The sequence below is a fragment of the Xanthomonas sp. LMG 12460 genome (genome assembly GCF_009192895.1).
GTDB classification, from domain to species: Bacteria; Pseudomonadota; Gammaproteobacteria; order Xanthomonadales; family Xanthomonadaceae; genus Xanthomonas_A; species Xanthomonas_A sontii.
The window spans coordinates 22,868-35,279 of record NZ_NKUH01000069.1 but is presented as its reverse complement, the minus strand read 5'-3'; the positions used below and the strand labels follow the sequence as shown (position 1 = coordinate 35,279).

11 protein-coding genes are annotated in these 12,412 nt (G+C 71.7%); 1 reads left to right on the top strand and 10 read right to left on the bottom strand.

Features of this window, described 5'->3' with window-relative positions; genetic code table 11:
* Window positions 1-208: 208 nt before the first annotated feature.
* The 9 genes from CEK66_RS14225 to CEK66_RS14185 all read right to left on the bottom strand — a co-directional run bounded on the left by CEK66_RS14225 (window position 209) and on the right by CEK66_RS14185 (window position 9,593).
* The gene (locus tag CEK66_RS14225; RefSeq protein WP_152182468.1) at window positions 209-820 is read right to left on the bottom strand and encodes a YbhB/YbcL family Raf kinase inhibitor-like protein; all 612 of its coding nucleotides are present in this window, start codon (window positions 818-820) and stop codon (window positions 209-211) included.
* Window positions 821-840: 20 nt separating this feature from the next.
* Window positions 841-2,916, bottom strand: coding sequence for a tetratricopeptide repeat protein (locus CEK66_RS14220; RefSeq protein ID WP_152237346.1), 2,076 nt, complete (start codon window positions 2,914-2,916; stop codon window positions 841-843).
* 359 nt (window positions 2,917-3,275) lie between these two features.
* Window positions 3,276-4,268: an alpha/beta fold hydrolase gene (locus CEK66_RS14215; RefSeq protein WP_017908100.1), complete on the bottom strand. Its 993-nt coding sequence runs from the start codon at window positions 4,266-4,268 to the stop codon at window positions 3,276-3,278.
* Window positions 4,269-4,335: 67 nt separating this feature from the next.
* Window positions 4,336-5,130, bottom strand: a complete 795-nt coding sequence (locus tag CEK66_RS14210; RefSeq protein WP_152237345.1) for a lysophospholipid acyltransferase family protein — start codon at window positions 5,128-5,130, stop codon at window positions 4,336-4,338.
* 113 nt (window positions 5,131-5,243) lie between these two features.
* The gene (locus CEK66_RS14205; protein ID WP_017908098.1) at window positions 5,244-5,663 is read right to left on the bottom strand and encodes a hotdog fold thioesterase; all 420 of its coding nucleotides are present in this window, start codon (window positions 5,661-5,663) and stop codon (window positions 5,244-5,246) included.
* 176 nt (window positions 5,664-5,839) lie between these two features.
* Window positions 5,840-7,858, bottom strand: a complete 2,019-nt coding sequence (locus tag CEK66_RS14200) for a phospholipase D family protein (protein ID WP_152237352.1) — start codon at window positions 7,856-7,858, stop codon at window positions 5,840-5,842.
* Window positions 7,858-8,412 (bottom strand): YceI family protein, encoded by a 555-nt coding sequence (locus CEK66_RS14195; protein ID WP_226977881.1) that lies wholly within the window; start codon window positions 8,410-8,412, stop codon window positions 7,858-7,860. Before CEK66_RS14195 ends, CEK66_RS14200 begins: the two co-directional genes overlap by 1 nt.
* Before the next feature lie 56 nt (window positions 8,413-8,468).
* On the bottom strand, window positions 8,469-8,945 hold the full coding sequence (locus CEK66_RS14190) for a histidine phosphatase family protein (protein ID WP_010340932.1): 477 nt from the start codon (window positions 8,943-8,945) through the stop codon (window positions 8,469-8,471).
* Between the two features lie 15 nt (window positions 8,946-8,960).
* Window positions 8,961-9,593: a ParA family protein gene (locus CEK66_RS14185; protein ID WP_152237343.1), complete on the bottom strand. Its 633-nt coding sequence runs from the start codon at window positions 9,591-9,593 to the stop codon at window positions 8,961-8,963.
* A 127-nt stretch (window positions 9,594-9,720) separates the two neighbouring features.
* On the opposite strand from CEK66_RS14185, the gene CEK66_RS14180 reads away from it, so the two are divergent.
* On the top strand, window positions 9,721-11,214 hold the full coding sequence (locus CEK66_RS14180) for an AAA family ATPase (protein ID WP_152237342.1): 1,494 nt from the start codon (window positions 9,721-9,723) through the stop codon (window positions 11,212-11,214).
* Window positions 11,215-11,415: 201 nt separating this feature from the next.
* Here CEK66_RS14180 and CEK66_RS14175 read toward each other — a convergent pair whose 3' ends face one another.
* Entirely contained in the window at window positions 11,416-12,330 is a 915-nt protein-coding gene (locus CEK66_RS14175; RefSeq protein ID WP_017913048.1) for an AEC family transporter, read from the bottom strand.
* Between the last annotated feature and the right edge of the window lie 82 nt (window positions 12,331-12,412).

Here is a 12,412-nt window from a genome sequence, read left to right as displayed (position 1 = left end):
CGGGGCGCTGCGCGCGCCGGACCCTCACCCCAACCCCTCTCCCGGCGGGAGAGGGGCTACGGCTTTTCCCTTCTCCCGTCGGGAGAAGGTGCCCCGCAGGGGCGGATGAGGGTACGGGCGAAGCTTCGCAATGTCAGATCGGGCTAAGCGCTTCGCGCGCCGGACCCTCACCCCAACCCCTCTCCCGGCGGGAGAGGGGCTTTAGTGCTCACTTCGCCGCCGGATTGAGGCTGTAGGTGCCGTGCAGGCTGGCTTCGGCCAGCACGTGGCCCTGCATCGCGCGCAGGGCATCGGCGGCGGTGAAGCGTGCCGGCACGTCCAGGCGCGCCACATCCAGCGCGAACAGGCGGAAGAAGTAGCGGTGCACGCGCAGGTCGTTGGCCGGCGGATACGGGCCGTCGTAGCCGTGGTAGTCGCCGCCCATCGCCGCGTCGCCGGCGAACCAGTCGGTGTAGCTGTTCAGCCCCTGCCGCGCGCCGTCCAGGCCGGGCGGTTGCTGCTTGCCCTTGGCCACTACGCCGTCGCTGGCGCTGCCCTCGGCGATCTCGCGCAGATCCGCGGGCAGGTCCACCGCCACCCAATGCACGAATTCGGTGCGCGGTTGTTCGACCGGGATCTGCACGTCGTCGCGGCCGACCATCTCGGCCACGGTCGGCACGTCCGGATCGACGCACAGCAGCACGAAGGACTGGGTGCCGGCCGGCACCGCGTCCCAGGCGAGGTGGGGATTGCGGTTGCCGCCGAAGCCGTCGGCCTGGCCCATCGCGTAGGTCGCGGCGATGGGCTGACCCGGCTGGATGCTGTCACTGCGAAGACGCATGCGTGAATCTCCGTGGGGAATCAGGTTTCAGGGTAGCCAAGGCGCACCGCCACCGGCGTCAGCAGCGCGAACGCGGCGGCCAGCGGCGTGGCATAGGCACGCCAATGGCCGGCAGCCAGGCGCGGCGGGCCGACCGTGGCGATGGTCGGGAACGCCACGCCGAACGCCTGCTCCAGCGCCGCCGCCACGCCGGCCGGATCGTGCTCGGTGCCGTCGAGGCGCACCAGATGGTGCGGATACAGATCCTGTTCGTGCAGGTCGGCCACCTGCGCCAGCACCGCCGCCAGCCACTGCGCGCCGGTCTCCGGCGAGGCCAGGCCCAGCGGCGCCGGGGCACCGTTGGCCAGCCAGTCCAGCAGCATGTCGCGTGGGTCGCGCAGCACCACCAGCAGCCGCCCTTCCGGCAGGTGCGGGCGCAGCGCGCGCAGCAGCGCGTTGTCCCACCACAGCAGCCAGTCGACGATGTTGCCGTCGCCGACGCCGCGCGCCGGCAGTTGCGCGCGCCACTCGGCGACCAGCGCCGCACCGTCCAGGGCGCCGCTGTCCAGTTCCTCGACGCTGCGGAAGCGCTGCAGGCCGTCGGTCGGCGGCTGCGGACCGAAGCGGTCGCCGCGCAATACCGGGCTGGCCGCGTCGATCACCGCGATCACCCGCTCCACGCCGCTGCCCGGCGGACCCCAGACGAACAGCGGGCGGGCCTGGTTCTGCGGGTCGACAGTGCCCAGCGGCGGCCACTGCGCCGGGGCCTGGCCCAGCGGCGGCAGCGGCAGGCGGTGCGGCAATTGCTCCTCCTGGAAGGCCACCCAGGTCGCCAGCGCGTCGTCCGGGCGCCCGGCCGCATCCTGCACCGCCGCCAGCCAGGGCCGCACCACGGTGCGGTCGCGTTCGGGCATGCGCTGCATCAGGCCGCGCACGTGGGCGATGGCGGCGTCGTGCTCGCCGCGCTCCAGCAGCGCCTCGACCAGGCGTTCCTCGCCGCTGAGCCGGCCCGGTTCCAGCGCCACGATGCGCTGCGCCACGGCTTCGCCCTGGTCGCGCTCGCCGGCCATGTCGTGCACCCGCAGCTGCGCTTCCAGCGCCGGCACGTGCGCCGGCATCGCCGCCTGCCAGCGCGCGATCAGCGCGCGCGCCTCGGGGCCGCCCACCGGCTCCAGCGCCAGCCGGGCCAGCCACAGGTCGTGGGCGTCGGTGGTGGTGGCCAGCGCCGCTTCCAGGGTGGCGCGGGCATCGTCGATCGTGCCCAGCCGCTGCCAGGCGATCAGCGCGGCGTGCAGGGTGCGGCGGTCGGCCGGGGCCACCGCCAGGGTGCGGCGCAGGTGGTCCAGCGCCTCGGCCGGGCGGTCGGCCTGCAGGGCGTATTCGCCGGCCAGCCGGCGCATGTTGGCGGTATCGCCGGCCGGATCGGCCAGCACCGCCTCCAGCGCGGTGATGGCGTCGTCCAGGCGGCCCTGGCGGTAGGCCAATTGCGCGACCAGCGCCATCATCGCCGCGCCGGTGCCCGGAGTGAGCGCGGCGACGCGGCGGAATGCGGTCTCGGCGAAGGCGAAGTGCTGCTTGTCCAGATAGGCGAAACCCAGCGCGTAGAGCAGGCGGGGATCGTCCGGCAGCGCGTTGCTGGCGCGCGAGAGCAGCGCCAGCGCGCGGTCGGCGTCGCCGCGGCGCAGCGCCAGCATGCCGTCCACGCCGAGCAGTTGCGGATGCTCCGGCTGCAGGCGCGCGGCGGTGCGGCTGAGCCGCTCCACTTCGTCCAGGTCGCCGCGGCCCAGCGCCAGGTGTGCACGCATCACGTAGGCGAGGAATTCGTTGGGATCCAGCGCCGCGGTCTGCGCCAGCGCGTCCTCGGCCTGGGCCAGATCGTTGGCGCTGACCAGCATGCCGGCGTGCAGCAGGTGCAGGCTGGCGTCTTCCGGCGCCAGCGCGATCGCACGGCCGATGCTGTCCAGGGCGGCGGCAGTCTCGCCGTGCTGCTGCTGCGCCAGCGCCAGCCAGCGGAAGGCCTGCGGGTCGTCGGCGGCCTCGGCGGCCCAGGTCTGGGCGAGACGCAGCGCGTCGGCGGTGTCCTGGCGGCGCAGGGCGTCGAGAATGGGCTGGTGCATGTGGGTCCGGCGTTGGGGCAAACCCGCATTGTAGCGGGAGCGCCCGGCCGCCCTGCGCGGGCGCCTGCGTCCGCGCGGCGGGCACATCGGGCGCATCGGGCATCGCAGGGAGCGGCCATGTCGCCGACGCTGCGGGGGGACTGAGGCCACGCGGCGGCGAGGCGCGCCGAACATGCCGGGCTGCGCAGATGACTCGGTGCGCCGGGCAGCGCTACGTGGTGACGGCGGTGATGGTGCGGGAACGGCGGAAGGAGCGTCGACGCGTGCCGCACCCGGGAATCCCGGTGCGCCCACCTTGCCGACCGCCTGCCGCACGCGGGCGCGGGCGAGGTCGCCCGCCGGCCTGCGCGCAACGCCGCTTAGGCCTCCACCAACCCCTCGGTCAGCCGTTCGGCCACCCAGCGTTCGGCGAAGCCATCGCCGCGCGCGTTCTCGATGAAGCCGCAATGCCCGCCCCAGCGGGCGATTTCCAGCCGCGCGAGGTCCGGCAGGCGCCAGCTGCGGAAGTCGTCCAGGGGGATCACCGGGTCGTCCTCGGCCATCAGGATGTCGGCCGGCACGCGCAGGCCTTGCAGGCGCTCGCCGGCGATGCAGTAGCTGTCGAAGTAGGCGTCCAGGCTGGCGAAGCCGGCGTGGCGCTCGGCCAACCAGGCCATCAGCCCGCGCATGTCCAGCGCCAGGGTGGCGTCGTCGTAGCCGTGGCGGTCGGGGAACAGTTCGCGCTTGCGCAGCAGCGACTCGCGCCACTTGCGGCGGAAATACCAGTCGTAGAACTGCGGGCCGTTCTCGATCCGCTGCATGGTGGTGGCCGGGTCCAGCAACGGGCACACCGCGGCCACGTGCTGCAGCGGCAGCCCCGCCGCCGGCGCGCGCAGCGCCAGGCGCAGGGCGAAATTGCCGCCCAGCGAGTAGCCGGCGGCGAGCAGGGTGGGCGCCGGGAAGCGCTGCCACAGGTCGCAGGCGGCGTTGACCACTTCATCCAGCCGCTCGGAGTGGAACAGGTCCACGTTGAGGTGGTGGGTACCGCCGTGGTCGCGGAAGTTGAGCCGGAACACCTGGTAGCCCAGCGCCAGCATCTTGGCCGCGGTCAGGCGCATGTAGCTGGAATCGGCGCTGCCTTCCCAGCCGTGCAGCAGCAACACCGTGCCGCGCGGCGCTTCGCCGGCCGGCACGCTGAGCCAGCCCTGCAGGCGCACGCCATCGCCGCCGTCGAGGATGTGCGAGGTGGTGGTGGCGCCGCTGGCGGCGAGCAACTGTTCGCCACGGCGCACGCGCAGCAGGCTGGAACCCAGTACCGATTGGACGTGCGGGTTGCGCAGCCAGCGAGGGGGGGAGTAATCGGTCGCGTTCATGGGCAGCGAGCTTGCGCCTGTCGACTGGAGTAATCGGTCAAGCGCGGCGTCGACAGTGTCCCGGTGTTCAGGGTTGTGCCATCGCCGTGACGATGCGCGCACGCGAGATCTCGGCGATGCGGCGGCGCCCTTCCACGTCCTGCAGCCGGATCGGCTCCAGGAAATGCACCTCGGCCACCCGCCCCGGCTCGCCGAGCAGACGCAGGAAGTTGGCGAAGAAACTCTCGTGCGGGCGGAACGCGACGATCTGCTGCGCAGAGCCGCCGGCACCGTAGCGCAGCGCCACCGGCTGCACCGCCACCTCGGCCTCGACCGCGGCCTGGAAGATGCGCGCATGGAACGGCCCCACGTCCTGGCCGCCGCGGGTGCGCCCTTCCGGGAACACACCGACCGAGCAGCCGGAGCGCAGCCGCTCCAGCATCGCCTGCAATACCCCGCCCAGCGACTCGGTGCTGCCGCGCTGGTGGAAGATGGTCTGCCCGCGCGCGGCCAGCCAGCCGACCAGCGGCCACCCGGCGATCTCGCGCTTGGCGACGAAGCCCATCATGCGCTGGCTGTGCAGCATCACGATGTCGATCCAGCTGACATGGTTGGCGACGAACAGCACCGGATTGGGCAGCGGCGCGCCGATGCGGCGCACGCGCAGGCCGAAGATGCGCAGCAGCCAGGTCGACCACCAGCAGACCATGCGGTCGCCGAAGGACTCGGTGCCGGCGCGGCCGGGCGACAGCGCCATGCACACCAGCAGGAACGGCAGCGACAACAGCACGTGCAACGCCAGCAGCGGCACGCGGTAGCCGTAACGAACCCAGCGCAGCGCCCCACCGTATTGGCGCATGGCGGGTGGGGAGAACTCGCTCATTCGAACAAGGGTACCGGAAGCGGGGGCCTAGCGGACAATTGTGTCACCCCGAAGACGCGCCCGCAGACACGTCGCCCGTGACCGCCGAGGCAGGGTTCAGCCCGGGACCGGGCTCAGCCGCGGTCGACCACCGCCAGGGTCAGCCGCGACACGCACACCGGCTTGCCGGCCGCGTCCTCGATGTGGATCTCCCACACCTGCGTGGTCCGGCCCACGTGCAGCGGCCGCGCGGTGCCGGTGACCGTGCCGCTGCGCGCGGCGCGCAGGTGGTTGGCGTTGATTTCCAGACCCACGCAGATCCGCCCCGGCTCCACGCACAGGTTGCCGGCAGTGCTGCCCAGGGTCTCGGCCAGCACCACCGATGCGCCGCCGTGCAGCAGCCCGTACGGCTGCCGCGTGCGCGCGTCCACCGGCATCGTCGCCCGCAACCAGTCCGGCCCGGCTTCGGTGAAGACGATGCCCAGGTGCGCGATCAGGGTGTCGCGGCAATCGGCGTTGAGGACGGCGAGATCGGCAGGTTCGCGAAAGGGCATTGGGGGGCCGGGATTGGGGATTCGGGATTGGGGATTGGCAACAGCGGCATCCCCTGCGCGGGCATTATCGCGCCTGCACGGGGCATCCGGTCGCAGGAACCCGCTTTTACGGTTCCCCGCTTTTCAGCAGCCGAATGGCTGCTCATCCCCAATCCCGAATCCCAAATCCCCGCCCCTCAGAGAATCGGTACCAAGCCCGAGCCGAACGCGGTCAACATCCGCACCAGCAGCCACTTCGGGCCGACGTTGACCTCGGGGAAGTCGCCGACCGCGCTGTAGCAGCGGTGGAAACCGGGGTCGCGCCGGGTCAGCGGCGCCGGGCAGTCGGGGCCGGGCTGGAATTCGTAGTCGGTGGCGTAGCGCCATGGCCAGAAGTCCAGCACCGGCAGCGCCTCGGAAACCTTGCCCATGCTGTAGTTCAGGCCCGACAGCACCGGCGGCTTGACCCGCGGCGCCACCACCCAGGAATTCTCCGGCTCGATGTCGCGGCCGATGCTGGCCGCCAGCGCCTGCGCGAACGCCGGGTCGTCGACGATCACCGCACCCTCGGTGTTGTAGGTCTCGCTGCGCGGGTCGAAGTTGTGGGTGCCGATCACGCCGACGCGGCGGTCCACCACCAGCGACTTGGCGTGCAGGCCCATGCGCGCGCCCTCGCGGGTCACCGGCAGCGGCCGGTTGGCGATGCGCCGGCTCAGGTACGACGGACGGGTCTCGGTGCGCAGCACGCGGCGCGCGACCTGGCTGCCGTCGCCGCGGCTGCCGGACGGCCCGCCACTGCCGCTGCCCAGCAGCGAACTGCGTCCGGCCGCGCTGCCGCCCAGCAACGTGGTGCGGCCGCGGCCGGGATCGCCGGCGCTCTCGCCTGCGTTGTCGCCGCTGGCCGGCGTGGCCGGCACCTCGCCCTGCAACGGCGCCGGCAGCAGGTTGGCGTAGTCCACCGGCGCATCCAGCGGGAACGGCTTGTACTCGTAGATGTCGAAGCCCAGTTCGCGCAGGTTGCGGCGCTTGTACTTGTAGGACAGTGCATACACCACCGGGTTGTCGGTGGCGGCCAGGCTGTTGGTGGCCACCACCACGCGCGGTGGCGGGGTGCGCTTGCGCAGGTCGCGGAAGATCTCCTGCGCGGGGTCCGACAGCACCAGGTACGGCGTCTGCAGGATGATCTCCTGGCGTGCGTCGGCAATCAGCCGGTCGAGCTTGGGCGCGGTGGAGATGGCCTTGGGGCCGTGCTCGCGGCGGTGCTTCTGCGGCAGGTCGGCGACGTAGTCCACATGCTTCACCGGCAGCGCCGGCAGCACGAAGGCGTTCTCCACGAAGGCCGGATCGGACGCCTCCTCGCTGACCCGCTGCACCCGCTCCGGGCGCAGGAACTGCGCCGGCGGCATCGCCGGCACGCCCTGGCGCAGCAGCAGCTTGCCGACGTCGTTGAGCCGCGCCACCGGCACGCTGCGCCGGGCCGCCCAGTAGGCGTCGAAATTGGCGGCCATCGACCGCGCCACCGGGCCGGCGACCAGCACGTCGCGGTCGCGGAAGTTGTACTCGGCGTCCCAGTCGAAATAGTCGTCCTGGTAGTTGCGCCCGCCGACCACGCCGATCGCATCGTCGATCACCAGCAGCTTGTTGTGCATGCGCTGGTTGAAGCGGCGGAAACAGCACAGCACGCTGGCGGCGTAGTGGAAGTAGTTGGGCTTGGCCAGGCCGAAGGTGGGGTTGTAGATGCGCAGCGAGAAGTTCTCGTGCGCGCCGGCCAGCGCGCCGAGGATCTGCAGGTCGGAGATCGCCGAGAGCTGGTCGATCAGCACGCGCACCTGCACGCCGCGCCGCGCCGCGGCCAGCAGCTCGTCCATCACCAGCCGCGCGCTGTCGTCCTTGTCGAAGATGTAGGTCTGCAGGTCGATGCTGCGGCTGGCGCTGCGGATCAGGTTGACCCGCGCCACCAGCGCTTCTTCGCCGTGGTCGAGGATGGTGGCGTAGTGGCGCGGCGCGCCGTCGCCGGACTGGGCGAAGGCCTTGCCGGCCAGCCCGCGCAGCGGCGAGGCCAGCGCGCAGTGGTCCCCGCGCGTGCAGTCGACCTGGCGGTCGCGCGCGGCCTCGGCGATCGCCACGGCGCGGCCGTGCTGCGCCTGCGACAGGCTCGCGCAGCCGCTGCCGAGCAGCAGCGCCACCACCACCAGCACCCGCATCAATTTCGATATCACCGAGTGGCCGCCTCGGTCAGGCGTGCGCGCAGCACGAAGGTGACCCGGTCGCTCAAGGCCAGATCCCACTTGTCCATTCCGTAACGTCCACGCAATACCGTACCGCGGCTGATGACGTCGCAATCATAGCCTGCGCGGGCGCATGCGGCCGGCATGACGGTCAGCGTCTCGGCGTGGCTGATCCCGCGGATGCTCAGGATGCCGGGGATCGGCCCGCCCTTGCCCAGCACCTGCGGCGAGAACGGCTGCGAGTCGAAGGACACGGTGGGGTAGCGCGGCGCGTCGAAGAAATCCTCGCCGCGCATCCAGCCGGTGTAGCGCGGCTTGCCGGGGATTTCCACGTAGGCGGTGAACAGGCGCAGGTGCACCTGATGGCGGCCGTCGGGCAGCACGTGCACGGTGCCCTCGTAGCGCGGGAAGAAGCCTTCGATGCGCTGGCCGAAGCGGGTGCGGATCTCGAACCCGAAGCGCGACTGCGCCGGGTCCAGGGCGTATTCGCCGGGCGCCAGCAAGGCCGGCGTCACCTGCGCGTGGCCGACGGCGCACCACAGACACAACGGCAGCAGCGCGGCGCACAGCGCCGGCCGCAGGAACCTGCGCAGCGGGCTCAGGGCCACCAGAACGCGGTCAAGCGCGCCACGCCCGGCTCGATCGCCGCGTCGTGCGGGACCCCGAGCACGGCGACGCTGGCGGTGGGCATGCCGCGGTAGTCGCCGGACTGGCCGCTGTGCATCAGCGCCGCCAGCCGCTCCAGGCCCGGGTTGTGGCCGACCAGCAACAGCCGCTCGACATCGCGATGGCCGTCCAGCAGATCGGCCAGGGTGCCCGAGGTCGCCTCGTAGATGCGCGGCTCCAGGCGCTGCTCGACGTAGCCGGTCAGCTCCAGCACCGCCTCCAGGGTCTCGCGCGCGCGCCGCGCCGGCGAACACAGCACCCGGTCCGGCACCAGCCGCTGTTCCAGCAGCCAGCGCCCGGCCGCCTCGGCCTCGGCCAGGCCGTGCGGCGACAGCGGCCGGTCGAAATCGGCCTGGCCGGTGTCGGCCGGTTCGGCGTGGGCATGGCGCAGCAGGATCACTTCTCGCAAAACGATGGTCATCGGTCAGGCCTTCTTGAGCCACTTGAGCAACGGTTCCCAGTCCTGCTGGTGGTCGCGGACCTGGACGGAGTGGTAATCGAACAGGCTGCGGCCCAGCCCCACCAGCACCACGTAGGCCTGGCTGTCGCGCAGTTGCGCCACCACCGGGTAGGGCCATTCGCCCAGCATCTGCAGCGCCTGCTGGGTGGCATTGGTCCAGGGCTTGCTGCGGTTGAGCACCAGCCCGACCGGCAGCTTGCGCTGGTGCACCCGCGGCACCTTGGCCAGGGTGTTGAGGAAGCCGACGGTGGCCTCGATGTCCAGCGCCGAGGGCATCACCGGCACCACCACCGCGTCGGCCTCGTCGAGGAAATGGGTCAGGTCCTCGGCCATGGCGCCGGCGGCGGCGTCGACGATCACCCGCTGCGCGTCGTCGGGCAGCGCCGCGCGCCAGCTGCGCTTGTGGCTGGCGTCGATCGGCAGCACCGCGCTGTCCAGGCCGGCACGGCGTTCGGCCCAGCGGGTCGAGGAGCCCTGCGGATCGGCATCGGCCAGCACCGTGCGCTTGCCTGCCAGCGCGTAGGACGCCGCCAGGTGCGTGGCGACCGTGGTCTTGCCCACGCCGCCCTTGGAGCCGGCCACCAGGATCGTCTTCATGCACGCCTCGCTTCCGGGGGAAGAAGCCGGAGCGTACACCGGCCCTACGTCAGCCGGTAGTCAACGCGCAGCACGCCGCCAGCCGCCGGGCTTGCTATCGTGGCGGCCCCCTTCGCCTTCCGATGCCATGAGCGAGCTGCAGGACCTGGTCGCGCTGATCCGCGCCAACACGCCCCTGATCGTGATCGAGACGCAGGAGGAGGCGCGCATCGTCGACCTGTTCCGGCAGGCCTTGATGCAGGTCTGGCGCGCCCTGCACCGCTGGTCGATCACCGAGGGCCTGCGCCGCATCGACCTGGACCGCGAGGACCCGCCGAGCGGGCCGCCGGACGCCAGCGCGGTGCTGCAGGCGATCAAGCAGGCCGATCAGCGCGGCATCTACTTGCTGCTCGACGTCACCCCGTACCTGGGCTACGCCAGCCACCAGCGCCTGCTGCGCGACATCGTCGAGCGCCGCCACTGCCAGCCGCACGTGCTGGTGCTGATCGGCACGCGGATCGAGCTGCCGGCCGAGCTGGAAGCGCTGGCGACCCGCTTCAATCCGCGCCTGCCCGATGCCAACGCGCTGCTGAAGATGGTGCAGGAGGAAGCGCTGGGCTACGCGCGCGAGTTCGGCGGACGCCGGGTGGAGGTCGACGGCGATGCGGTCAAGCAGATCCTGCGCAACCTGCGCGGGCTCAGCCTGATCGACGCGCGGCGCATCGCCCGGCAACTGATCTACGCCGACGGCGCGCTCACCGCATCCGACCTGCCGCAACTGGCCAAGCTCAAGTTCGAACTGCTCAACCGCAGCGGCCACCTGCAGTACGACAACGATGCCACCCGCTTCGAGGACGTGGCCGGTGCGCGCCGGCTCAAGCAGTGGATCGCACAGCGCCGCGCGGTGTTCGCCGGCACCGCGCCGCCGGGGCTGGACCCGCCCAAGGGCGTGCTGCTGCTCGGCGTGCAGGGCTGCGGCAAGTCGATGCTGGCCAAGGCCACCGCGGCGGGGTTCGGCGTGCCGCTGCTGCGCCTGGACATGGGCGCGCTGTACGCCAAGTACCACGGCGAGACCGAGAAGAACCTGCGCGACGCGCTGGCCGCGGTCGAGCAACTGGCGCCGTGCGTGCTGTGGATGGACGAGATCGAGAAAGGCCTGGCCAGCGGCGGCGAGGACGGCGGCGTATCGCGGCGCGTGCTCGGCACGCTGCTGACCTGGATGGCCGAACGCGGCAGCGCCGACGGCAGCGCCGCGGTGTTCATCGTCGCCACCGCCAACCAGGTGCACGAGCTGCCGGCGGAACTGCTGCGCAAGGGCCGCTTCGACGAGATCTTCTTCGTCGACCTGCCCGACCCGCAGACGCGGGTGGAGCTGTTGCGCCTGCACCTGACGCGGCGGCAGCTGCATGCGGACGCGTTCGCGCTGCCGGCCTTGGCTGCCGCCGCCGACGGGTTCTCCGGTGCCGAGATCGAGCAGGCGATCGTCTCCGGGCTGTATGCCGCGCACGCCGAACAGCGGCCGCTGGATACCGAGCTGCTGATGCAGGAGATCCGCACTACCCGACCGCTGTCGGTGCTGATGGCCGAACAGGTGCAGGCGCTGCGCAGCTGGGCCAGCGGGCGGACGGTGCCGGCGGATTAGTGGCGGGCGGTTGGTGACAACGGGCGATGCCGCTATGCGAGGCTGCGCCCGACCCTCACCCCAACCCCTCTCCCGGGGGGAGAGGGGCTTTGATTTCTCCCTTCTCCCTCCGGGAGAAGGTGCCCCGCAGGGGCGGATGAGGGTACGACGCGCACGCCATGCCAGATCCCACCGGTCCAGGTACCGCGCCACGGCGCAGGCTCAACGCAACGCCCCCAACAACCACGCCCACGCCGGCAACGTCACCAGCGACAGCAGAATCCCGTAGCCGACCAGGGCCGCGGCCAGGCGCGGCGCCAGGCGATGCGAGATCGCCAGCAGCGCGGCGGTGATCATGGTCGGCATCGCCGATTCCAGTACGTTGGCCTGCAGCGCCTGCCCGCGCAGGCCCAGCGCCCACGACAGCGGCCAGGCCAGGGCCGGCAGCGCCAGCAGCTTCAGCACCAGGCCGGCGGCCAACGGCGCCAATTCTTCGCGCGGCAATCGCAACTGGATCGAGAATCCCACCGCCAGCATCACCAGCGGCAGCATCGCGTCGGCCAGGTGCTGCAGGCCGGAGGCGATCCACGCCGGCGGCTGCGCCGGCATCAGGGTCAGTGCGAACAGCAGCGCCCACAGCGGCGGGAACCGCGCCATGCGCAACAGCGTCTGCCGCGGCGACGGCGGCGCCTCGCCGCTGTAGCGCGCCAGCACGTACAGGCCGAAGCTGGACAGCAGCACGAAGGTGCCGAACTGGTCGTAGACCACCGCATACGGCAAGGCCGCCTCGCCGAGCAGCGCGCGCACCATCGGGTAGCCGATGAAGCTGGAATTGCCCAGCGCCACGCACAGCAGCAGCACCGCCTGCTGATCCCGGCGCAGCCGCAACGGCCGGCGCAAGCCCAGCATCGCCAGCGCGCTCACGCCGGTCAGCAGCCACGGCGTCAGCATCAATCCGAGCAGTTCCAGATTGAACTGCAGGCGCGGCACGTAGATCAGCACCGAGGCCGGCAGGCACAGGTACAGCACCACCCCGTTGAGCACCTCGGTGGTGTTGGCCGGCAGGACGCGCTGACGCGCGAACAGCTTGCCGAGCGCCAGCATGACCAACATCAGGGCGAACGCATCGAAAGCCATCGGCACAGCACGAAATCAGCGGGTACGCGGCATCATCGCATGGCATGCGCACGCAGGCCGTCGAGGCATCGCGCGACCGAAG